Annotated in this window: 20 protein-coding genes and 3 tRNA genes; 7 read left to right on the top strand and 16 right to left on the bottom strand. The window is 38.4% G+C overall.

Features of this window, described 5'->3' with window-relative positions; genetic code table 11:
- Positions 1–120 precede the first annotated feature (120 nt).
- Positions 121–540, top strand: a complete 420-nt coding sequence (locus AC07U8_RS13020; RefSeq protein ID WP_056511984.1) for a GFA family protein — start codon at positions 121–123, stop codon at positions 538–540.
- Positions 541–647: 107 nt separating this feature from the next.
- Here AC07U8_RS13020 and AC07U8_RS13015 read toward each other — a convergent pair whose 3' ends face one another.
- The 6 genes from AC07U8_RS13015 to AC07U8_RS12990 all read right to left on the bottom strand — a co-directional run bounded on the left by AC07U8_RS13015 (position 648) and on the right by AC07U8_RS12990 (position 10,654).
- Positions 648–2,660: a lipase family alpha/beta hydrolase gene (locus tag AC07U8_RS13015; protein ID WP_494738006.1), complete on the bottom strand. Its 2,013-nt coding sequence runs from the start codon at positions 2,658–2,660 to the stop codon at positions 648–650.
- A 103-nt stretch (positions 2,661–2,763) separates the two neighbouring features.
- Positions 2,764–3,690: an ABUW_2363 family tetratricopeptide repeat lipoprotein gene (locus AC07U8_RS13010; RefSeq protein WP_270384130.1), complete on the bottom strand. Its 927-nt coding sequence runs from the start codon at positions 3,688–3,690 to the stop codon at positions 2,764–2,766.
- Between the two features lie 417 nt (positions 3,691–4,107).
- Entirely contained in the window at positions 4,108–4,932 is an 825-nt protein-coding gene (gene cysE, locus AC07U8_RS13005; RefSeq protein ID WP_004822508.1) for a serine O-acetyltransferase, read from the bottom strand.
- Positions 4,932–5,765: an RNA methyltransferase gene (locus AC07U8_RS13000; protein WP_004822507.1), complete on the bottom strand. Its 834-nt coding sequence runs from the start codon at positions 5,763–5,765 to the stop codon at positions 4,932–4,934. Before AC07U8_RS13000 ends, cysE begins: the two co-directional genes overlap by 1 nt.
- Positions 5,766–5,806: 41 nt before the next feature.
- Positions 5,807–9,379 carry a DNA polymerase III subunit alpha gene (gene dnaE / locus AC07U8_RS12995; RefSeq protein WP_004822504.1) on the bottom strand — a complete coding sequence of 1,191 codons (3,573 nt, stop codon included), beginning with the start codon at positions 9,377–9,379 and terminating at the stop codon, positions 5,807–5,809.
- Positions 9,380–9,781: 402 nt separating this feature from the next.
- Complete coding sequence (locus tag AC07U8_RS12990) at positions 9,782–10,654, bottom strand: ATP-binding protein (RefSeq protein WP_004822502.1); 873 nt, start codon at positions 10,652–10,654, stop codon at positions 9,782–9,784.
- Positions 10,655–10,855: 201 nt separating this feature from the next.
- Between AC07U8_RS12990 and AC07U8_RS12985 the strand changes: the two genes are divergently transcribed.
- From AC07U8_RS12985 to AC07U8_RS12965, 5 genes are all read left to right on the top strand, one after another.
- Positions 10,856–12,367, top strand: a complete 1,512-nt coding sequence (locus AC07U8_RS12985) for a DUF3336 domain-containing protein (RefSeq protein ID WP_056511973.1) — start codon at positions 10,856–10,858, stop codon at positions 12,365–12,367.
- A complete protein-coding gene (locus AC07U8_RS12980) occupies positions 12,364–13,176 on the top strand; it encodes a protein kinase domain-containing protein (protein ID WP_270384122.1) in 813 nt (270 codons plus the stop codon). The genes AC07U8_RS12985 and AC07U8_RS12980 overlap by 4 nt, the downstream gene beginning before the upstream one ends.
- 108 nt (positions 13,177–13,284) lie before the next feature.
- Positions 13,285–13,369, top strand: a tRNA-Leu gene (locus AC07U8_RS12975).
- Between the two features lie 41 nt (positions 13,370–13,410).
- Positions 13,411–13,484 (top strand) — tRNA-Trp (locus AC07U8_RS12970).
- Between the two features lie 35 nt (positions 13,485–13,519).
- Positions 13,520–13,604, top strand: a tRNA-Leu gene (locus AC07U8_RS12965).
- A 172-nt stretch (positions 13,605–13,776) separates the two neighbouring features.
- Here the strand turns inward: AC07U8_RS12965 and AC07U8_RS12960 are convergent.
- The 7 genes from AC07U8_RS12960 to AC07U8_RS12930 form a co-directional block, all read right to left on the bottom strand.
- Positions 13,777–13,980, bottom strand: a complete 204-nt coding sequence (locus AC07U8_RS12960; RefSeq protein ID WP_004719296.1) for a hypothetical protein — start codon at positions 13,978–13,980, stop codon at positions 13,777–13,779.
- 322 nt (positions 13,981–14,302) lie between these two features.
- The gene (locus AC07U8_RS12955) at positions 14,303–15,043 is read right to left on the bottom strand and encodes an alpha/beta hydrolase (RefSeq protein ID WP_270384117.1); all 741 of its coding nucleotides are present in this window, start codon (positions 15,041–15,043) and stop codon (positions 14,303–14,305) included.
- Positions 15,044–15,067: 24 nt separating this feature from the next.
- Positions 15,068–15,799, bottom strand: coding sequence for a hydroxyacylglutathione hydrolase (gloB, locus tag AC07U8_RS12950; RefSeq protein WP_494738005.1), 732 nt, complete (start codon positions 15,797–15,799; stop codon positions 15,068–15,070).
- 204 nt (positions 15,800–16,003) lie between these two features.
- Positions 16,004–16,624 carry a hypothetical protein gene (locus AC07U8_RS12945; RefSeq protein ID WP_494738004.1) on the bottom strand — a complete coding sequence of 207 codons (621 nt, stop codon included), beginning with the start codon at positions 16,622–16,624 and terminating at the stop codon, positions 16,004–16,006.
- Between the two features lie 201 nt (positions 16,625–16,825).
- Positions 16,826–17,521: a methionine ABC transporter permease gene (locus tag AC07U8_RS12940; RefSeq protein ID WP_034613374.1), complete on the bottom strand. Its 696-nt coding sequence runs from the start codon at positions 17,519–17,521 to the stop codon at positions 16,826–16,828.
- Positions 17,518–18,543: a methionine ABC transporter ATP-binding protein gene (locus AC07U8_RS12935; RefSeq protein WP_004719301.1), complete on the bottom strand. Its 1,026-nt coding sequence runs from the start codon at positions 18,541–18,543 to the stop codon at positions 17,518–17,520. The genes AC07U8_RS12940 and AC07U8_RS12935 overlap by 4 nt, the downstream gene beginning before the upstream one ends.
- A 113-nt stretch (positions 18,544–18,656) precedes the next feature.
- Positions 18,657–19,529 carry a MetQ/NlpA family ABC transporter substrate-binding protein gene (locus AC07U8_RS12930; protein ID WP_004719302.1) on the bottom strand — a complete coding sequence of 291 codons (873 nt, stop codon included), beginning with the start codon at positions 19,527–19,529 and terminating at the stop codon, positions 18,657–18,659.
- Positions 19,530–20,091: 562 nt separating this feature from the next.
- Between AC07U8_RS12930 and AC07U8_RS12925 the strand changes: the two genes are divergently transcribed.
- On the top strand, positions 20,092–20,739 hold the full coding sequence (locus tag AC07U8_RS12925; protein WP_494738003.1) for an RBBP9/YdeN family alpha/beta hydrolase: 648 nt from the start codon (positions 20,092–20,094) through the stop codon (positions 20,737–20,739).
- A gap of 107 nt (positions 20,740–20,846) precedes the next feature.
- Here the strand turns inward: AC07U8_RS12925 and purD are convergent, their stop codons facing one another.
- The 3 genes from purD to fis all read right to left on the bottom strand — a co-directional run bounded on the left by purD (position 20,847) and on the right by fis (position 24,213).
- Entirely contained in the window at positions 20,847–22,130 is a 1,284-nt protein-coding gene (gene purD, locus AC07U8_RS12920; RefSeq protein ID WP_494738002.1) for a phosphoribosylamine--glycine ligase, read from the bottom strand.
- Between the two features lie 144 nt (positions 22,131–22,274).
- On the bottom strand, positions 22,275–23,849 hold the full coding sequence (gene purH / locus AC07U8_RS12915; RefSeq protein ID WP_494738001.1) for a bifunctional phosphoribosylaminoimidazolecarboxamide formyltransferase/IMP cyclohydrolase: 1,575 nt from the start codon (positions 23,847–23,849) through the stop codon (positions 22,275–22,277).
- 94 nt (positions 23,850–23,943) lie between these two features.
- Complete coding sequence (gene fis / locus AC07U8_RS12910; RefSeq protein WP_001086304.1) at positions 23,944–24,213, bottom strand: DNA-binding transcriptional regulator Fis; 270 nt, start codon at positions 24,211–24,213, stop codon at positions 23,944–23,946.
- Between the last annotated feature and the right edge of the window lie 220 nt (positions 24,214–24,433).

The raw sequence follows: 24,433 nt of genomic DNA, 5'->3' as shown, positions 1-24,433 counted from the left end.
GCGAATCATTTCGCTTTTCAATTAAAAAACATGGGTATGATAAAAAATATCTGTTTCACTATAATTTCACTACATCATTGTAGTATCTTTATGGAAAATTTATAAAACAAGGAAATCATTATGAAAGGGCAATGTGTTTGTGGGGCAACAACTTTTACGGTTGAATTAAAAAATCATGATGTTCATGCGTGTCATTGTTCAATTTGCAGAAGACAAACGAGCGGTGTAATTATGACGATTGATGTCGAACAGGGCAGTTTACAGTTTTCTCAAGATGAGCACTTAAGTATTTATAATTCTTCTGATTGGGGCGAGCGAGGTTTTTGTAACTGCTGTGGCACAAATTTATTTTGGCGGACTAAAGACCAAAGTTATTGCAATATCAATGCATTTGCATTGGATCAACAGCCTCAAGATATAAAATTCGATATGGAAATTTTTATAGACAATAAACCTGAGTTTTATGCTTTTAACAATGACACAAAAAAACTAACCGAAGCAGATGTAATAGCGCTTTTTGCAGGAACCACTGATTTATAAATAAGTTATTCACTGATTCTGATAAGACCTTAGGTTTTTATAAAACCAATAATTCCATGCCAGCCAATTGAAATTGACTGGCATTTTTACGTGCTTGGACGCTGAGTTTAAGGTTTATAAAGCCCAAGCTCAGTCAAATGTAATCTTAAAATCCGTCTAAGTTCCAATACGGCTTCAGGTGTCTCTTGGATTGAATGGCCACCTTTGATAATTTTCTCAGATACTGCGCCGTCTAAATGTGAGCTGGTATATGGAACGATTCCATCCGTCATCACGTTAGGATCAGTGCTATTGGTGATATTCCCCATAATTGAATGATAGATCATGTCTTTCTTTGGCATAACGTTTTCAGTCAATTTGGTGAAGTTTGAGCTATGGCTTAAGTCACTTGGACCATTTTGAATCAGTCCATGCCCAACATCTTTTAAAAAGTTTTTTGCATTTAAATCACGATCATCTATAGAGTCAGCTAAAGCTCCCAAGAAGGCGCCTGGCAGCTTAATAATTCGACGAGCAGCCAAAGTGAACCAGCGATCAGCAAATGCAGTACCGCGATGTGGTGCTGAAATAAAAATAGCACGATCAAAATTAGGCACAGATTGAATGGTCAAACGAGATTTGAACATTGGATCATCTTTAAATTTATCAAATTTACGATTGTTCAACATCTTTAAGGCGGGTTGTGTCAGATTGGCATCACTGACTAATAAGCGCGCAATAATCCCGCCCATACTATGCCCAATCAACACGGCATCTTTAGCAGAAGCCGAATTTTGATTAATTGAAGCAAAACCTTGATTAATGATAGCATTGATCTGAAAACGGCTTTCTAAGATCGGCATATTGGTTGAATAAAAAACCTGCCAGACTTGATAGTGCTCACGTAATACATTGTCGCCCATAATATCATTGGTTAAACGAATCCACGCTTCAGGGCTACTGGCTAAACCGTGTACCAAAACAATCACTTTCTTATTTGGGTTATACGGTTCAAGCATATATAAATGAGGCATGGTCAGGCTTTGATCGCGATCAATTAAGCTCAAATAAGCTGCGATGCCTAAGTTGTTTTGAGCCAGCCATAGGCCATAGGGAGCTGAAAAGTTTGCAGCAAGTGGGTATTGCTTACCGCCAATTTTTAAATTTTCAATGCTATACGGGTCATACACATTCAGTTGAAAATTTGGGTTATGTAAGATGTTCTGTAATGATTCATTTGCATTTTCAGGTTGTGCTGCAATACTGACCGATAAATAACGCGGTTGATGAATATTGGGATTCATGCCATTTTTGTATTTATAATCAAACGGATTCACAATATATTTGTTTTCTTCAGGCGCTGTCGTGTTGGGTAAAATTGCGACAAATTCTGCACCGAAACCGTCTCTACGGTTGATCGAGCGTAATCCTGAGAAGTTTAAATTATAGCTTGAAACGAGATCTTCAAGTTCAATTTGAGCCAGTGCAGGGTAGCCATTAAAATTAATACGGTAAGTGCTTTTGCCCACTTTAATTTGTTTTGCCACTTTTTGGTTTTTATTTCTTATGGCATATGTCGAAATCAGTTTGGCTAAAGCTTGATTATAAAAGTCACGTATCTGAACTTGTCTGTTGTTAAAAATACGGTCTTGAGGTTGGCGTTCAGTTTTAAACAAATAGGCATAACTATAACGGATACTGTTATCTAGCATCACCATTTGCTGATCTAAACATTGCTCATAGTTTTTCTGAGAGGCTTGCTGCTTTTCAGTGGATTGATGTTTTGAAAAAAGACTGACTTTACAATCTGATGAGTCGCCAAGATTGATTGCTTTGGTTAAGTAAATTTCACTTGCGGTCGAAAGCAGTTGTTCATCTTGAATCTGTGGGATTTCAGCTAAATCTGCCACACATTTTTCGGGTTCATCTGTACAAGATTTGGCTTCTCGTCCAGTCATCGACAAGACATTTAAGCTGGCTTCACTCATTTTTGAACGTGTCAAAATGCTGTCACGTTCATTGGCAATGGTTACGTTCACCTTTTGATTTTTTACACTGACAACTTGGCATCCAGATAAAATCAATGGGCTCATTGCTAAAGCACAAAGCAAAATATTGTTTTTTGAGTATTGCATAATCATTAACTAGATCAATCTTTGTCTGAATCATACGTTAGTTTTATTCAATTTATAAACAAAAAAATAGACTGAATGTTCAGCCTATTTTTTTCAAAAATTTATAAATTTATTTTGCCAGAGCTGGGTTTTTCAAAACCTGCCAAACGTTGTAACGACCTTGTTTTTCAATTTCTTGAATTAAACGATCAGCAACTTCAGCTTCTTCTGGGTATTTCACTTTATAGTTTTTCAAGGTTTGGATCGCGTTTTTCTTTTGCTCCATACCAATAAAGTTGTTTGCAGAAGATAAATAGGCTTCTTGAACACCTTGTTTGATGGCTTTATCTAAATATGGAATCGCTTCTTTTTGACCGCCACCCTCAGATAAAGAGAAACCAAACCACAAGTTTGCTTCAGCATCATCTTTGTTGATTTTGAGAATACGTTGAGCATACTCTAATGACTTGGTGGTATAAGAAGAACCTAAGTCAAGGTTACGGCCTAAAACACTGGCTTTAAATGCACGAATCAAAACATCAAAAGAAGCATTTGGTGCCGCAGCCAATTGGTCAAGCTGAGTAGAGACTTCTTTCAACTTAGTTTCAAAGCCTTTACGTTCTTTACGGTCACTAAATTGTGGTGGGTAATGACGTGCTTTGCCTTCAACCATTTGCAAGAAATCATCAATGGCTGTGATGTCAATTTCATTGTTTCCAGCAAGTACTGCATATTTCATAGCACGTTGTGCGCTATTTACTGTAGGTACAATCAGTTTATTGGTATCTAAAATGATTTTTTGGCTTGGATTTGCAGGATCTGTCACTTCGAGTTTATTTACAGGTTGAGCCGCTGCTTTTTTCAACTCTAATTCAAAAACTGGCGGTTGCGAGTAATCGAAAGGGTTTAATGCATAGAACGGAGGAGACAATTCAGGCTCAGTGTAAATAAACGGCTCGTTTGCATCTATTTTATTCTGTTGCTTGGTCGGTGTTGTTGAACACGCAGTAAGTAATGATGTTGCGAGCAATGCATATGCCAAAGGCTTAATCGTCATGTGTTTCTTCCATTAATTTATATTAAAAAACGTGCATGCGCATCAGTCTATGAAAAGACGTCTGAACATGCAACTTGATTTGGTTCGTATTATTAAAAATTATACATTACAGTCTATTGACACTTCATTTTGTGAAGTAGTTGGGTCTGTTGCCATTTCATAAATGGCTTGCGTTGTAGGTTAAAATTGAGCAGGCAAGGCATGAAACGAAGAGAATAGCGAGACTATTTTCGAGTTTCATAACGAAGGCTGAGATAATTTTAGCCACAACCCTTCGGGACTAGTGTATTTTTTGCCGCTACGTCGTTACGAACTACTCATTTAGAATGACTAAATTTCGTATTTCGCGTCTAGTATCGCCTAAAAAACACACGTAGTCGCAAACATAGACGAATTGTCAACAGGCCCTAAGAAACCTTATGCTTTCGATGAGTGGTTTTGTGCTTCACATTCACGTCTAACTTCTTCAATAATTTTGATTTCATCTTCACTTAAAGGCTGTTCAATATTGTGTTGTAAATTAAAGGTTGGGTCTAAAAGTGATAAACGCTGACACAAACTATTGATGCGTTTTTCATTTTGTTCCAAACGATCTAACAAAACACGCATACCATCAAGCATAGGGTCGGATTGTTCTGGTACGGCTGCATAGGCTTGAAATTCTGTGTTTTCGATACCACTGGTCATTTCTTCTGGACAACTTGGTTCTGGTGTAGTGACGATTTCTTTATCTTTGCTAATAAAGCGAGCAGGATTACCTACCGCCGTGACGCCATCAGGTACAGCTTTAGTCACCACAGCATTTGAGCCGACTTTGGCATTTTTACCGACCACAAAAGGGCCTAGGATTTTTGCACCAGCGCCTACTACAACACCGTCTGCTAAAGTCGGATGACGTTTACCTTTATTCCATGTCGTGCCACCTAAAGTCACCCCATGATACAAGGTGACATCATCACCAATTTCTGCTGTCTCACCAATCACCACACCCATACCATGATCGATAAAAAAGCGTTTACCTATTTTAGCGCCAGGGTGAATCTCAATACCTGTAGTAAAACGACTAAAAGAAGACAAAATGCGTGCTGAAGTTTTACAATCTTTTTCCCATAATTCATGGGCAACACGATGCATGATTAATGCATGTATCCCAGGATATGTGGTTAAAACTTCAAATGTATTACGCGCAGCAGGATCTCGCGCAAATACAGCTTGGATATCTTCTTTAAGCTGTTTTAGCATTAGTTTTGATCCTCATCTTTTGACTTTTTCCATGTACCATTATTTAAGGCTTGAACTCGGCTGAAAATGCCTCTTAATAAATGATATTCCATCTTATCTAATTGTATACGCCCAAATAATCGACGCAAGCGTAAAGGCAGTAAACGCGGGTTTTTAGGGTCTAAAAATTCGATATCAGCCAACATTTTTTCAATATGCGGATAAAATTGTTCCATTTGCTCATGTGTGACCAACGGTTCATCCCAATGCATATCTGCTGAATCTGTTACCCGCATCACTGCTTCAGTATCCAGTTTCTTATCAGCCAGTTCTAATGTTGCCATACGCATTTCATAGCACAGCACTTGAATTGCTTGAGCAACATTTAACACACCATAATCACTATTTACTGGGACTGTGACATGAAAGTTTGCCAGTGCAAGCTCTTCATTGGTTAAACCACGATCTTCACGACCGAAGACAATAGCGATTTCTTGCTGATGTTGAATAACCGCTTGCATAGATTTTTGCGCCGCAGGGCGTGCATCAAGCAAAGGCCACGGAATGGTGCGACTACGCGCACTGGTTCCAAATACGATATGACAATCTTTAATGGCACTTTCTAAGCTGTCGACAATTTCTATGTGCTCAATCAGATCTGCCGCACCCGCTGCCAAGGCATCTATATCTGGGTGAGGGTAGGTTTTAGGTGCAACGAGCACAAGTTTAGTTAAGCCCATTGTTTTCATTGCACGTAGAGCACTTCCGATATTGGCAGGAAGTGTCGTATTGACCATGACAATACGTACATGACTTAAATGCTGTGAAATCACAGCATTGTCGAAAATATCCATGAATATTCCAAAATATTAAGCTTTAAATTCAAATAGGGAGGTTAGGAGAATTGGCCTGCATCTGCCATATAGTCATCCATTGCATCATCCATACTCATATTTTCTGGTGGTGGTGCAACTTGAGTCGGTTGGGCAAGTCCACGATGATCTACGGCTTTTGCCGCTTTAGATTTGACTTGGTATTCAATATGAATAGATTCTTTACCAAAGTAATCACGTAATTTTGAAAGTAACTCATCCAATGGGGCAACTTTCCATTGTTGACCTAAATGTAACTCAGCCGTGGCATAGTCATAATCTAACTGGATCTGCATTGGAATGTGTTGACACATATCGACATTACAGAAAGGCAGTAAGATCTTTTGAATATCCGAGGCTAAAGTTTTCGTCATCACTTCAGTATTCAGTGTGATGGCAATGCTATTGGCACGCTTTTGTCGAATTTCATTGAGGGTGAATGCTTTGGTCAAACGACCCATAGGGCGGTCAAAACCTTCACGTTCATAAATTTCACCTTCAATCACCACCACTTTTTCATTTTGAATAATGTCTTTAAAGCGTTGGAAGCGTTCATGATTCGCAGAGACTTCGATACGTGCTGTGCCGTCATCAAGGGTAATCATCATTCGATTTGGGAAATTGGCAATATCGACCACTAAACCAGCGAAAACGGTGGTTACACCACGGCGAGTAGGGGTTAATTCATTAATTTTATTTGGAATAAAGGATTTTAATTCTGCACGATAGACATCAATTGGATGACCTGTCAGATATAAACCCAATGTATCTTTTTCGCCTTTTAGACGCACTTCATCAGACCACGGTTTTACAGGTTTAGCTGGCTTACGTTGAACCTCTTCAACTTCACCAAATAAGTCCATAATGCCCGTTTCACGATTTGAACGTGCTTGTTCAGCGGCTTGGACGGCTTCTGGAAGTTGAGCCATTAAACTTGAACGTTCAATTCCCAAACAGTCCAGTGCACCAGCGCGAATCAATGCTTCCAATGTTCTTTTATTGATTTTCTTCAAATCTACACGGTGGCAGAAATCGAATAAATCTTTAAAAGGACCATCTTGCTCACGTGAATCAATCACGGATTGCATGGCTTGTTCGCCGACACCTTTAATTGCACCTAAGCCATAAATAATGGTGTTTACATCACTGGCATAGAATTGGTAGAACGACATATTTACCGATGGCGGCAATACCACTAAGTTGTTGATTCGGCAGTCATCAATTAAAAATACAATGTTATCTGTATTTTGCATTTCCGAAGACATGACCGCAGCCATAAATTCAGAAGGGTAATGTGCTTTTAACCAAGCCGTCTGATAGGCAACTAAAGCATACGCAGCGGCATGTGATTTGTTAAAACCATAGCCTGCGAATTTTTCCATATAGTCAAAGATATGGTTGGCTGTACCTTCATCAATATCTTTTTTCGCAGCACCTTCAATAAAGGTGGCACGTTGCTTGACCATTTCCTCGACTTTCTTTTTACCCATCGCACGACGAAGTAAATCTGCACCACCCAGTGTATAGCCAGCACAGAACTGTGCGGCTTGCATCACCTGTTCCTGATATACCATGATCCCATAAGTGGGTTCGAGTACACTTTCTAACAGCGGATGTAAGTATTCAAATTCACCACCATGCATACGATGGATAAAGTCAGGAATAAGGTCCATTGGACCCGGTCGATATAAAGATACGAAGGCAATAATTTCTTCAAATTTACTTGGGCGTGCTTCTTTAAGCATTTTTTTCATGCCCACGGATTCAAACTGGAATACCGCGGTGGTATTTGCGTCAGCAAATACTGCATAGGATTTAGGATCGTCCAAAGGAATGTTTGAAATATTTAACGGCTTATCAGATTGAATACGCTTATTAATATTTTGAATCGCATCTTCAATTACAGTAAGGTTACGTAAGCCCAAGAAGTCGAATTTTACTAAGCCCGCAGCTTCTACATCATCTTTATCGAATTGGGCAACCCGACCTGTACCATCAGCTTCACACAAAATTGCCGAATAATCGGTGATTTTGGTTGGTGCGATGACTACACCACCTGCGTGTTTACCTGTATTACGGGTAATGCCTTCAAGCTTGAGTGCCATTTCCCAGATTTCAGCAGCATCGTCATAATCTGGGTTGGATGGATTGGTCACAATATCTTTAAGTTGTGGTTCAGCCTCAATAGATTCTTCTAAGGTGAGTCCTAAAGGTTTAGTCGGAATCATTTTAGAAATACGATCTGCCAAACCATAAGATTTACCTAAAACCCGTGCTACATCTCGAATCGCACCTTTAGCAGCCATGGTACCGAAGGTTGCAATCTGAGAAACCGCATCACGACCATAATGGCGTGCTACATAGTCAATGACCTTATCACGCCCAGCGATACAGAAATCGATATCAAAGTCGGGCATGGATACACGTTCTGGGTTTAAGAAACGTTCAAAGAGTAGGTCATAACGCAGCGGGTCTAAGTCAGTAATTTTTAAACTATAAGCGACGAGTGAGCCTGCACCTGAACCACGACCGGGACCTACAGGAACCCCATTGTTTTTAGACCATTGAATAAAGTCCATGACGATGAGGAAGTAACCAGGGAAATCCATTTTATTGATAATGCCAAGCTCATAGGCCAGACGTTCATCATAAGGCTTACGGATTTCAGCCCAATCTTCATCACGTGTTTCAACAGGGTAAAGGAAGTCTAAACGTTCTTCTAAACCAATTTCAGAAAGATGCTCAAAGTAAGAATGGATAGTATGACCTTCCGGAATTGGATAGTCTGGTAGATCATGGAATCCTAAACGGAGTGAAACGGTACAACGCTTTGCAATTTGTAAGGTGTTTTCTATGGCACTTGGAATATCTGCAAATAGCTTAATCATTTCAGCAGAGGTTTTAAAATATTGCTCAGGGCTGTAATGCTTAGGACGTTTACTATCGCCTAGAACATAACCATCTGCGATACAAACGCGTGCTTCATGTGCTTCATAATCTTCTGGTCTAACAAAATGCACATCATTATGCGCCACAACACCAATATTATATTTTGCAGCGAGTTTAACCGCTTCTTCGTTGAAGCTTTCTTCTAATGGGCGACCTGTACGTGTCAGTGCTAAATAAACACGATTGCCAAATTTTTCGATCCATTGTTCTAACAGCGGTTCGGCTTTTTCAGGATAAGCTGCACAGAGCATTTCTCCGACATCACTATGTAGGCCCAAAAGTACAATGATGTCTTGAGACTGTTCAAGTACCCAATCTTTTTGTACACATGGAATCGACAGCTGTTGTCCTTCAATAAAGCCGCGAGAGACTATTTCAGTCAGACCACGCCAGCCTTTATTGGTCATTGCCAGTAAGGTTGCTTTGTGGTTTGCATCATTTAATCGAATTACACTGCCGAAAATAGGTTTAATCCCTTTCCCCAGCGATTTGTTGTAAAACTTAACTGCTGCATGCAGGTTGGATAGGTCTGTAATGGCTAAAGCGGGCATTTCATCAGATGCGGCAGCTTTAATCAGATCAGGTATACGTACGATCGATTCTGTAATCGAGAATTCGGTATGAATACCAAGATGAACAAACTGCATAGACCTATCCTATATGAAACTGTCGGCTATTTTATCACGCTTAAACTGTGATGTGCTGAAATAAAATGTTCTGGATGAATTATTGCTTTGTATTTAAGTATTTGAAATATATTTAAATATACTGAATTTTTTAATTTTGGCTTTTAGTTGCATGATTAACCAGCAGTCAGCTTGAGTTGTGTGTTGATGGTCTTTTTTACATAGAAACGAATAATTGAAGCTTTATTTGAATGATATGGATTGAATGAAACAGGGTAATCCATTCAAGCTATTGTTATCGAATTGGACAAAGAAGCAGTGAAATTTTATCGGGTGATAAATGGGTTTAGGATGACTAAGGTGATAATAATAAAAGCCCTGACTATTATTCAGTTAGGGCTGTATATATCTAAAAAGTCGGGCTTATAATGCCTTTAAACGTTCTGAACCAATCCAATGTTTAGAGAATTGATATGCTGCACGCCCTGAGCGTTGACCACGAGCTTGACACCATCTTAATGCTTCAGCACGAACATCATCAGCAAAGGGCATGTCTGCTTTTGCTAAATAATGCTCCACAATTTCTAAATAAAGATTTTGATCCATTGGATAAAACGACAACCACAAACCGAAACGATCTGATAATGAAATCTTTTCTTCGATGGCTTCTTGTGGATGCAACTCTTTATATTGCGGCACATCGACTTTAGTTACAGGCGTGTTTTCATGCATAAATTCAGGCAATAAATGACGACGGTTACTGGTTGCGTAAATCACAAAATTACTTGAGCCAGATTGTAGCGAGCCATCTAACACGCTTTTTAAACTACGGTAATTTTCATCTTCAGCATTAAATGCCAAGTCATCACAATAAACAATGAACTTTTCTGGACGATCTTTAATAATTTTTTGAATTTCTGGCAAGTCAGATAAATCATCTCGTTCAATTTCAATTAAACGTAAGCCTTGTTCTGCATACTGGGTAAGTAAAGAGCGGACAATGGATGATTTTCCTGTACCGCGTGAGCCAGTCAGTAAAATATCGTTGGCAGGTAAACCGTGTAGAAATTGTTCAGTATTTTGTAAAATTTTAGCTTTCTGACGTTCAATCCCTTTAAGATCATCCAAATGCATTGCTTTCGGGTTATAAATCGCTTTGAGTTGTTTATCGTGCCACCTAAAAGCCACTGCTGCAAAGTCAGTATCTTGTTTCTTTTCAGGAAGAACTTGATGTAACTGATCAAGAACAGTGGATAATTTTTGGATGATATTGTCAGGTAAGTCGAAAGTTGCCATATCCGTTCGCTATTTTCAGAAATTACAATGTGTGGTTGATATTAGCACAGTAATTTTATTGAGCTAATCTCAATAGGCGATAATTGGAATCTAAAGCAAGAATTAAATGACTTATGGTAATTGATTATCTGGTTATTTTTCAGCATAGTTTATCGACAGGTATTTAAAAGTGTCGGATTAAAAATCAAAGGAATATTAGAAATGTTATTAGAACTCACTCAAGATTTAAATCCGCATCAGGCTTATCGTATTAAAAAACTAAAAAGAAAACTGAAACATGCGGAAAACTATGAAGAGTGGAAATCTATAGCGTTAAAACTGGATGAAGAAACGGGGGCACAGGAGTGGAAGCTGGATAATACTTCTCCATATTTTGATGCTGAAATTATTTCCCATCGGTTAAATTTATTGCGCCGTTACCGTCTACAAAATCGCACCCAAGATTTGATGTATATCCTAAGAGAAGGATTTAGTCACGATGTTGCCAACATCGGGCATCCGATGCTATTTGCACATACCTATGTTGGAACTAAAAAAATAATTGAAGATTATATTGATGAAGTGAGCAATAGTTTGGCATTCATCGCTTCAGAAAGTTGCCAAGCTTTGTGTCATGAAAGCAAAAGGAAGTTTTTTGAAAACTGTGAAAAGGCCTATGGTCAGCCCGCACTGATGTTTTCGGGTGGAGCAACATTAGGTTTATTCCATAGCGGTGTTTGTAAAGCATTAATGGAACAAGACTTAATGCCAAAAGTACTTTCTGGTTCAAGTGCTGGGGCAATCATGACAGCGATGCTGGGGGTAAATGAACCGGGTGAGATTCCAAACTTGCTCAGTGGTGACCAGTTTTATAGTGAAGCTTTTCACTTCAGAAGCTTAAAAGAATTAATCAAAGGCAATGGTGGTTTTGCTGATGTCCGATATCTTAAAAAGTTCTTGGTCGAAAATTTAGGTGATGTAACTTTTCAGGAGGCGTTTGAAAAATCAGGCTTAGATATCAATGTCACCGTCGCACCTTATGATGTCTCCCAAGAAGATGTACGAATCATGAATAAATATACTTCACCAGATTTATTGGTCTGGAGTGCAGTATTGGCATCATGTGCTGTACCGGTTTTATTTCCACCTGTGCGTTTGATCAGTAAGCGTTATGATGGTGTACATACTCCTTATTTGGCAAATACGCGTTGGGTAGACGGCAGTGTCCGCAATGATTTTCCCCAAGAGCGCATGTCACGTCTTTATAATTTGAATTACACCATTGCCAGTCAGGTTAATCCACATATTGTACCGTTTATGCAGAATGATGAAGAACGTTACCGTAGAGATTTACTGAGTTGGCCTGAACGTATAGTGCGTAGTCAAGGACGCATGGCTGCAATGGGGATCATGGACTTTGCCAGAGGTCGTATGGGACGAGTTCCTTCTATGCGTCGTTTACTCGATCACGGTTACGGTATTATTGACCAGCGCTACTATGGTGATGTCAATATTATTGGGGAGTATAGTCTGCGCCATTATAGCTATATGTTACAGAACCCACGCCCATATCTATTTAAGCTGTTGCAACGAGAAGGTGAGCGTGCAACTTGGCCAAAAATTTCAAGTATAGAAACACATGCGCGGATTGGTAAAACAATCCAACATTGTCTAGAAGTTTTGAATCATCCGATGACGAAAGATATACCCGCAGAACAATTGACCGAAGTATGAGCCAAAGCAGAATTCTTCCAATTGCATATAATTCAATCCAAAGTCAAAAATTTGGTCGTCGTGTTTATCAAATTCAGCAGGGTCAGCAATTGTTTTGGTTGAAATTACAGCTCAAAAATTCAAATCGCTGTTATCAACAACACTTTTTCAATGAGCTGAACTGTTATAGCGAGTTGAATGCATTAGAAACTGAAACTCAACCTGTATTGTTAAACTTTTCAATATTTGATCCATTTCAGCAATTTAAAATTGATGAAGAGGTCATTGATCAAGCTTTATGGGTGGAAGATGCCCCAAAGCTTTTTCAGGATCTACCTGATCGACTTAGCTTGGCTGAAATTGGTAAGCGATTAGTACTCAGCTTAGATGTGCTTGAACATTTGCATGACTATGGTTATCTGCATGGTGATATCAAAGTTGAGCACTTTCGTGTTAAGGATGAGAAAAGTTATTTGATTGACTTTGAACAGGCTGTAAACACCGCTCAAGACGCAAATTTAACAAATATCGCAACACATACAGCAACACCACGGTATATGGCACCAGAATTGTTTCATGCGCAACCAAAATCATTTCAATCCGATATTTATGCGTTAGGAATTGTTTGGTTGGAGTGGTTGACACAACAGCGCTTATCGGCAAAAAGCTATCAAGATTGGGCATTTTTGCATTGTCAGCAGTTAAATGTGGTGTTACCAGAGCGATTTAAAATTTTTGAAATGGTTTTAACAGCGATGTTAATGAAAAAAGCAGGGCAACGTTGCTCAAATATTTATCAAATAAAACAAGTATTAAGCCAAATTGTTTAAACAAAAAGCAGTATTTGCAACATTTGTTTTTTATTTAAACAAACGAGTGTCTTTTTCGAAAAAAGGGCTTGTCATAATAAAACGATCTCTATAATATACACAGCCATTGGGGACGTGGCGAAATTGGTAGACGCACTGGATTTAGGTTCCAGCGCCGCAAGGTGTGAGAGTTCGAGTCTCTCCGTCCCCACCAAGCAATTCATTTTGTGGTACTAAAACAAAATGAAGGGTTATAGAGGATTGGTGTAATGGTAGCATGACGGTCTCCAAAACCGTTCGTCAAGGTTCGAATCCTTGATCCTCTGCCAAGTTATTTAAAAGACTACAGCGTTAGTTTTTATTCGGGGACGTGGCGAAATTGGTAGACGCACTGGATTTAGGTTCCAGCGCCGCAAGGTGTGAGAGTTCGAGTCTCTCCGTCCCCACCAAATTTAAAAAAGCATGATGAAAATCATGCTTTTTTTATGCCTAAATTTTTATTCTAACTATGCTGTATCTTGATTAAAGGTTTCTTAGAATTAGAATTTTATCCAGATCAATAAAAAGACCTAAACGATTTCGTTTAGGTCTTTTCAAAGAGAAACTTCATTTAGACACTTACTAAGCCTTTAAGTGATCTTCAAATTCTTCACCGAGCTGCATTGCTAAGTTATTACCAGATAAATCACAAGTGACTAAACCATATTCTTTTTTAAAGCTGAAAGTAAATCCTTTTCCATCAGCTAAATTTTTTACTGAATAGCCTAATTTTTCTAACCAAATACGAAAAGCGATTAAATTCTTTGCCTTTACAACCTTTTTCACAGAAGATCTCCTTAATTCCTGCCTATAAATTTAATAGGGGTGATCATTAAATTTTTAAAGGGGTAATTTGATGAAACTTATTTTTTATATCAATATTTGAGCAATTTGAGAAATAAGGCTTTTGTATCAATGCGTATTTTTTTGCTGCCAATATGGATGAAATGTGAATTTAATAAAAAATATTAAAATAAAACAATGGATTAATTAATTCCAAAAACTGTGTTTGTAATATTTTGATGCAAAGATATCGTTTTAAAAAAGCAGAATTTTTCTCATTTTTACTTTGGCTAAATGTAAGTAAATTTAACAGAAGTATAGGTTATTATGGCTGTATGGGATGATGTTGATCTAAGAAATCTAAAATATCGCCAAACAGTTGTGTCTGATCTTTGCCTAAAGTCATGAGATGCCCTGTATTGGGATAACTTTTAATCTGTTTTTTTGTAGAATTCACATGATTATAAATGGTTTGTGCACTGGATTGATAATGTGCATCATCTAACTCGCCATACAATAAAAAAATAGGTGCGCGAATTAAAGAAACATTGCTTATGGTTGCGGCAACAAACTGATGAAATGCATGTAGTTGTATTGCTGCTTTATTTTCTAAGTTTTTTAAGTCTAGCTCTACATTGCTATTCTGAAATTGATGGAGATATTCAGCATAGTGCTTTAGTCGCTTAAAAAGATCATTTACACTTCGATCCTGTGGCGCAGACATGCTAATACATGCATCAATTGGAAAGTGCTCAGTGAGTTTTAACGATAAAATTGCACCTAAAGAAACCCCAATGACAGCAATATGCTTATAACCCTGATTTTCTAAGAGTTGATAAGCATTATATGTATCTTGCCACCAATCCGCTGTCGTGTAATTGAGAAACTCATCAACCGTTAAACCATGCCCAGCGTAGCTAGGCGCATAGCAAGTGTAGCCATGTTGATGCAGAAATTTTGCTAAGGTCTTCATATCTTGAACGGTACTGGTATAGGCATGTAATAACAGTACCGCCCGCTGCGAGGCTTTTAAAAACAGAGGCTTAGGCTGGCGCAGTTTTAACATTGTAAAAACAATAATCGTGATTGCTTAAAAATGATCTTTCAATGCACGAATACGTGCAAATTCTTCAGCACTTTCAACACGTAAAAAGGGATTGGTATCAAGTTCAAGTTCAATGGTGCTGGGCAAGGTGATTTTCCCTTGTTCACGAAGCTGTTTGATTTCTTCGGCACGTTGTTGTATTGCTCGGTTCTCTGGCTCGATATGCAAAGCAAATTGTGCATTAGAAAGCGTATATTCATGGGTACAGTAAACTTTGGTTCTTGGTGGTAAAGCAGCAAGGCGATTGAGAGAGTGATAAAACTGTTCAGCAGTTCCTTCAAACATACGTCCACACCCCATAGCAAAAAGGGTATCACCACAGAAAACGCTGTCTAATGCATCAATAAAGTAAACGACATGCCCTAGGGTGTGACCTGGCACAGCAATAATGTCGATGTTTAATCCATGAAATTCAAATTGATCATCGTGTTGTAGTGGGTAGGTAATAAAAGGAATGTGACTCAGTTCAGCACGTGGCCCATAAACAGGAATATTATGATCTGCAATCAATTCTGGAACACCACCAATATGGTCTTTATGCCAGTGTGTAAGCAAAATTTGTTTTAAATTCAGTTGATGCTCAAGGCAATAATCTTCAACCAGCGATGCTTCTGTGGGGTCAATTGCAACGACATCGTGGCTGTGACTGTCTTCGATCAGCCAAATATAGTTTTGTAATTGATTTTTTACATCTATGACGTGAATTTTAAATTGCATCGTTGAATTCCATATATATGCTGATACAAATTTAATAGCAAAATTAGGCCATAGACAAGTTGGAAAGCTGATTACGGGCTTATTTATGTGAAAACATATGTAATTCGGTTGTACGGCATTGTATTTGATTGAATAAACAAGTCTTGCGGTAGGTTATTCTTTTAGAGAATAGCATATAGACCAATATGCTATTCTCAATAAAACTTAACAGGCCATCCCTTGGTTGATTTCTAATTTACTGAGTTTGCCATTTTTAAAACTAAAATCGACATAACTGCGATAGCCTGTTTCAAATTCAGCAGGATTTTTTAAAAATTCTTTGGCTTCCGACGCAGTTAACATTAAAATATGGGTGCCAGTTTTGGCACTGTTTGGGAAGTCTTTTTTAAATTGATTGATGCTATACAGATTGGTGATGGGTTTGTTGTTAATCAAAACGGTGTCTGTCATCTTTTGTGCATTTGTCCAAGAAAGCCAAATTCGCCCTTTGGTCGTACTGAGTTGTTGAAAAGTATTTTTGCTTTTATAAAAAGCGTCAGATTTAATCTGTGGATTTTCTTCACTAAAAATGTCAAATGTTAGATTTTTTCCTGATGCAGTGGAGATTGAGTATTCATAGTTGCCTGTACATTCTGAAAATGTTTTTATAGGTTTTTGAGAGGTTTTTCCAAGCAATTTTTCAATTTGTGTTGCACTTACTGCTTGGTTGAGCTCGACACCATTAACTTTCACTGTGGTGGTGTAATCTTCTGAATGTTGCGCAGCAAAACTGCAAATAGGTAGCATAAGGAGCAACGGGGCGATGGTTTGGGTAAAATTATTCATTTCAAATATTTCTTAAGTTTTCTATAACTTAATCACTTCTGAAGGATTGATCAAGAGCAGATGATCAAATGAGTAGAATTAAAAAGGATCTATAAAATTTATAAGTATTTATATCTGTAGCTAACTCAAGAAATAAAAAATACCCTCAACAAGGAGGGTATGATTTTAGAACGAAAAACAACTGGAAATGGCAAGCAAGGATTATCGAAGCTTAGATAACCAATTTCCAAGACTCTGTACAATTTGTACAAGGATCAATAAGACAATTACAGTGAGATAAACTACACTTTGATCGAAACGTTGATAACCATAAGAAATTGCTAAATCACCAATACCGCCAGCGCCTACAGCACCCGCCATCGCTGTTGCACCAATCAAGCTAATGGTTGCTGTGGTAAGGCTCAGGATGAGTGAGCTACGAGATTCAGGGATAATAAATTTAAAAATAATCTGCCAAGGCGATGCACCCATTGCTTGTGCAGACTCAATAATCCCTTCATTTACTTCAAGCAATGATGTTTCTACAAGACGACCAATATAAGGACCAACATAAATGGTCAACGGTACAATCGCTGCCCAAGTACCAATAGTTGTACCCACGATCGCTTTGGTGAGTGGGAAAACCGCAATCAATAGGATAATGAAGGGTAGGGAACGTAGTGCATTGACGATAGGATTTAAAATCTGATAAACAGCGCGATTGGGTAAAATGCCATTAGGGCGAGTAACCAGTAAGGTAATTGCTTGAATAAAGCCCCAAATGGTACCAAACAGCATTGCAAAAATGACCATTTGAATGGTTTCTTGCATCGCTGTAACAAATTGGTCAATGCTTAAAGAGCTTTTCCAAAATGGTGCTGTGAGTGTAGTGAGCCATTGTACAATGAGTTCTCTCATAGTCTAACTCCTGACTGTTCCACCTTGACCCCATTTTTTTCAAAGAAATCTATAGTTTGGCGAATGCTTTCAGCATCTCCCAAAAGTTGTATAAACATTTGACCGATCACTGAACCATTAATTTCAGTCATATTGGCAAATAAAATATTTAAGCTGACATCAAATTGCTTAATTGCTGCTTGTACCACGGTCTCTTGCGCTGAAGTACCCAAAAATTGCAGACTATAAATACTTTTATGATTTTGATTTTCAAGATTGTTTAAGATATTAACAGGGAGCTGTTGCTGTAAAACGGTTTGAATAAAGTTTTTCGTCGTCGGATGTTGCGGTTGACTAAAAATTTCTAAGGTAGAACCAGTTTCAATCACTTTGCCTTGTTCCATGACCGCAACAAAATCACAAACAGATTCAATTACATCCATTTCATGCGTAACCATGACAATGGTAATCCCTTGCTCTTGATTAATCTTTTTAAGCAAAGCAAGAACAGATTTCGTGGTTTGTGGATCAAGCGCAGAGGTTGCTTCATCACAAAGTAAAATTTTGGGGTGGTTGGCCAAGGCGCGTGCAATACCGACACGTTGCTTTTGACCTCCCGAGAGTTCATCTGGAAAAGCATCTTTTTTGTGCTTTAGATCAATAAACTCAAGTAACTCATTTAAACGTTTTTCACGTTGGTCTTTACTGACACCTAGCAACTTTAACGGCATTTCAATATTGTCAGCTACAGTTTTGGTTTGTAGTAAATTGAAATGCTGAAAAATCATGCCTATATTTGCACGTTCTTGACGTAATGCACGTGCATCAAGTGCCGTAAAGTCTTTTTGATTAATGATGACTTGCCCTTGGTTAGGACGCTCAAGCAAGTTAATCAAACGGATTAAGGTACTTTTACCTGCACCACTATAGCCGATAATGCCAAAAATACTGCCCGCTGGAATCTCAAGATTAATCTGATCCAGTGCACGTATGGTTTGACCTTTCAACTCATAGTGTTTTGAAATGTTTTTAAATTCAATCATATCGTCAAAAACTATAGCAAAAAGAAAAAACAGGCAAATTCACTTTGCCTGTTTTATGAGGGCCTACAGACCTTTCATAAAAGAATGGTCAATAGACCTGATCCATTATAAAACTATTTTGATTCTGTAAGATAGCTTACAGGTTTATTCACATCAACTTTAGTTCCACCGAAGTGTTCTTGAACATATTTACCTACAGCAGGAACATGATATAACTCACCCACTTTTTTCAAAAGGGCATCGTCTTTACGTGCATCTGCAACAGCAAGTACGTTGACATTCATTTTGGTTGTTTGGTCAACTGGCTCATAATAAACCGAATCTTTAAGCACGTTTAAACCGCCTTCCATTGCCAAAGTATTACCTAAAACAATTGCATCAACTTCATCTTTAGCACGTACCGCAGTCGCCATTTGAATAGGTTTGATGACAATTTTCTTCGCATTTTCAGTAATATCAGCAGGCGTGCCTTTAACTAAATCAAAGCCATCTTTCAATTTGATGAGACCAGCAGATTGTAAAAGTAACAATGCGCGTGATTCATTTGCGCCATCATTTGGAATAGCAATGGTTGCACCATTGGCAAACTCTTCAACTTTTTTAATTTTACTAGAGTAAATACCCATTGGCTCTAAATATGTTGTAGAGATTGGTGCAATTTTTTCTTTGTTGGATTGATTGAAAGCAACAAGATATGCATAAGATTGGAATGCATTGATATCGACTTCTTTGTTTGCCACAGCAGTATTCATTGCAACATAGTCAGTAAAGTTTTTAACTTCTAGTTTAATTCCAGCTTGTTTTGTTTCTGGTAATGTTGCGATATAGCGCCAAATATCTGCATCTGAACCTGTAGAAGCCATGGTAACGACTTGTTCTTTACCTGCATCTGCTTGGGCAGCATCATTTTTTGGAGCTTCTTGTTTTCCACAAGCAGAAAGAGTGAGCACAGACGCGCTAAGTAAAACGCCAAACAGCTTTTTCATGAATAAGTCCTAAGTAGCAAATGCAGTAGAATTTTGTCCTTTGCATTCTCGATCATTTAAATCGAATTTTTAACATTTTTGAAAATAAATAATGCGGTGACGTACTTGTCTGATTGCGCTATCTATATTCTTTACATTTGAGGATTAGCAGTCTGTTTTAAAAGAATTTTAATTGTTTAAAATAGACTCTAAAGATTTGTTTATCATATCAATAAATGAAAATTATACATAGTGGCTGCGTGTTGACATTGGGTAGTGATGTCGTTGTTTGAATATCAATGTTTTTATTAATTTAATAAAGAAAACAAATGCTTTTGTTGAATGCTAAACGATAAATGTTTAAATTTTATACTTATTCATAATATATAAATTTTTTAGGATTTATTATATTTTTTTTGAATAAGTAAAATAAAATTAGATCTGTACCTATAGCAGTACAGTGATAAACATTATTAGGGGGTGCTAGGTGAAATGGGGGGGATTTTATTCAAACAGTGATTGACATTGACACCACTGTCATACTTTAGCATGGAGATCTTATCTAACTCAAAGAGATCGATAAATGAAATTAATCATCTTTCTTTTAAGCAGTTTTTTATTGCTAAATACTGCATATGCTCAAAATAATGTCTATATCATTCATGGTTATGGTGCAAATGTGGATGATCATTGGTTTAATTATCTTGAGGAAAATTTACAAGATAAAAATACTAGAGTTGTAAAGATCGCATTGCCGAACTCCAGCAATCCAAAGCTTTTACAGTGGAAGCAAACCTTAAAAAATAATATTGCTCAAATTGATCAGCATACATTTTTTGTTGCGCACAGTTTAGGATGTATTACGCTGCTTGATTTCCTGTCTGAATCTGATTTTCAACAGATAGGTGGTGTTGTCTGTGTATCTGGATTTTCGAATAAATTGGCAGTACTACCTCAATTGGATTCATATATCACTGAAACGAATAAGGATTTTTCTTTTAAAAATAAAATATTGAATCGGAAAATGTTTATATCGAGTAATGATCAATATGTTCCAACTGATTTAAGTATCTTGTTGGCAGAAAAATTGGAGTTTCCATATGAAATTATTCCCAATGCTGGACATTTTCTAGCCAGTGATGGGTATCGGGAATTTCCTCAATTATTAGATTGGCTTCAAATGGTCATTGGTGGTGTTGAGGAAGTAGGTGATTCTAATGATTCAGCGTAAAATCAATCAAGGTAATTAATCTTATATGCATTATTCTGGAAGAGCGTTACTCACTAAAATTTACCCAAAAAAAACCCGCCTAGGCGGGTTTTACAACTCAATCAGATTTAAGCATTTTCACGAGCAATTGCACGGTAACCAATATCTTTACGATATTGAACACCATCAAAAGTCACTTTTTGGCAAAGTTCCAAGGCTTTCGCTTGCGCTTCACCAATTGTGTTGCCTAACGCTGTTACGCAAAGTACACGACCGCCAGCAGTCACTACATCACCATTGGCATTGTTTGCTGTACCTGCATGGAAAATTTTCGCATCTGTCATTTGGGTATCTAAACCCGAAATCACGTCATCTTTGCTCGAAGTTTCAGGATAGCCTTTAGACGCAAGCACAATACCAACAGTTTTACGCTCATCCCACGCAGCTTCAGCGGGTAAGTTACCAGCAATACCGGCTTCAACTAAATCAACCAAAGAAGATTTTAAGCGCATCATGATCGGTTGAGTTTCAGGATCACCAAAACGGCAGTTAAACTCAATGACACGAGGTTGCCCTTGCTCATCAATCATCAAGCCAGCATACAAGAAACCTGTGTAAGTATGACCATCAGCCTTCATACCATCTACAGTTGGACGCATGACTTCTTTCATGACTCTGTCAAAAACAGCTGCAGTCACAACTGGGGCAGGGGAATACGCACCCATACCACCCGTATTTGGACCTTGGTCAGCTTCAAAGATACGTTTATGGTCTTGTGACGTTGCCATAGGAAGGATGTTGTCACCATCAATCATACAAATGAACGATGCTTCCTCACCCTCAAGGAATTCTTCAATAACAACACGCGAACCTGCATCACCAAATTTATTGCCTGCAAGCATGTCATCAATTGCATCAAACGCTTCTTGATTGGTCATCGCAACAATGACGCCTTTACCCGCAGCAAGGCCATCTGCCTTAATTACGATGGGTGCGCCATTTTTTTCTACAAATGCTTTGGCTGCATCCACTTCTGTGAATACATCATAAAATGCTGTAGGAATGTTATGACGTTTTAAAAAGTGTTTGGCGAAAGCTTTAGAGCCTTCAAGTTGTGCTGCAAATTGGGTTGGTCCCCAAATTTTAAGACCAGCTGCTCGTCCTGCATCCACCACACCATTTACAAGCGGAGCTTCTGGACCAACAATGATGAGGTCGACGGCATTGTTTTTGGCAAAGTCGATAATGGCAGGGTTGTTGAGAATATCTAAAGCAACATTTTCACATTTATGTTCAGTTGCTGTACCTGCGTTTCCTGGTGCAACAAAAACCTTAGTGACTTGATCGTCTTGCGCAATTTTCCATGCCAATGCATGTTCACGACCACCACTACCCAAAACTAATATGTTCATCTTATGTATCCTTTTTTAATCCCTCCCAACCTCCCTTTATACAGGAAGGGGTATCACGAATTTAAAGAGTCCTGTAGTTCGTGACAAGTCCCTCTTATGAAAAGAGGGACTTAGGGGGATTTTTAAATAATGATTTATTGTGAATTAGTGACGGAAATGACGCATACCCGTGAAGACCATTGCAATACCAGCTTCATCTGCTGCTGCAATTGTTTCTTCATCACGCATTGAACCACCCGGTTGGATAATACATTTGATACCAGCTTTTGCAGCGTTATCAATACCATCACGGAATGGGAAGAATGCATCAGATGCCATAACAGCACCTTCAACCACTAAACCTGCATGTTCAGCTTTGATCGCGGCAATACGTGCAGAGTTTACACGGCTCATTTGACCAGCACCAACACCAATGGTTTGACGGCCTTTAGCATAAACAATAGCATTGGATTTAACGTATTTGGCAACTTTCCAAGCAAAGATTAAATCATCAATTTCTGCTTCAGTAGGGGCACGCTTAGTCACTACTTTAAGATCATCTTTGGTGATCATGCCGAGGTCTTGGTCTTGAACCAATAAACCGCCATTGACACGTTTATAATCGTATTGTGAAGCACGTTCATCAATTTTAGGAAGTTCGCCACATACCAGAACACGGACGTTTTTCTTTGCGCCAGTCACTTCAAGTACACCATCGGCAATACTTGGTGCAATAATCACTTCAACAAATTGACGGTCAACAATTGCTTGAGCTGTAGCAACATCTAACTCACGGTTAAATGCAATGATGCCACCAAATGCTGATTCTGGGTCAGTTGCATAAGCAAGATCGTATGCAGCTTTAAGACCATCTAACGATACTGCAACACCACATGGATTTGCATGTTTAACAATGACACACGCTGGTTTTGCAAATGATTTGACACATTCAAGTGCTGCATCTGTATCCGCGATATTGTTATAAGAAAGTTCTTTACCTTGTAACTGCTTAGCAGTTGAAACCGATGCTTCAGTTGCAGTCGATTCTACATAGAAAGCAGCGGATTGATGTGGATTTTCACCATAACGAAGATCTTGTACTTTATTTAACTGGGTATTGAAAGTACGAGCAAATTTGTCAGCTTGACCTTCTTCTTTACCAACTCGTGCACCGAGGTAAGAAGCAATCATGCCGTCATACTGGGCAGTATGTTCAAATGCTTTAACCGCTAAATCGAAACGAGTCACATAAGATAAAGCACCATCCGCTTTAAGTTCTGCAATTACAGTTTCATAATCAGTTGCATTTACGATGATCCCCACAGAAGCATGGTTTTTCGCAGCTGCACGAACCATTGTTGGGCCACCAATGTCAATATTTTCAATTGCATCTGCAAGCGAGCAGTCTGGTTTAGCAACAGTAGCAGCAAAAGGATAAAGGTTTACGACAACAAGATCGATTGCATCGATGTTGTGTTCAGCCATGACAGCTTCGTCTAGACCACGACGAGCCAAAATGCCTCCATGAATTTTAGGATGCAGTGTTTTTACACGACCATCCATCATTTCTGGGAAGCCTGTGTGCTCTGAAACTTCAACTACAGCCACATTGTTGTCTTTAAGCAACTTATATGTACCGCCAGTAGATAAAATTTCCACCCCAAGAGCAACAAGGTTCTGGGCAAATTCAACGATCCCGGTTTTATCAGAAACAGAGATTAAAGCGCGTTTAATAGTCATGATCTTCGTCAACAGTTTTTAAGTCTAGAGATTGAACAGGTAGGCAAAATATAGGTAAAAAAAATGCCCACGCAAGCCGTGAGCATTTTATCATTTATTCACTCATTAAACCGTGAGCTTTTAACTTTTTGCGTAAAGTGCCACGGTTCAGTCCGAGAATCTCAGCAGCGCGAGTCTGATTCCCGCGTGTGTATTCTAAGACAACAGATAAAAGAGGTTTCTCCATTTCTGCTAGCACCATGTCGTACACTTGTGATGGTTGCTCACCTTGCAATTGTGCAAAATAGTGACGAACTGCGCGATCTACGTGAATACGAAGAGCGACGTCAGATTGTGCAGTAAAAATAGGAGATTTGCTATTCATGCGAGTTAATCCGAAAATCAAAATATTACTTGGGTAAAGTAATATATAAATGTGGTCTAAAAAAAATCTGAGCTCCGTTTTAGATCCTAAAACGGTTGGCTCTAAAACAAGAACAATTAGCTTGCCACAAATCGTCGAGTTGAGTGAAAAATAAGCGTAACAATAGATTAATATTTGTTACAACACTCTTTTAAACAAAAAAATGTTCTACTTGCGCGAT

This window comes from Acinetobacter sp. GW821-FHT01E09, assembly GCF_059422385.1.
Note: the sequence above shows the minus strand (reverse complement) of the source record. Positions and strands in the feature narration are given on the sequence as shown.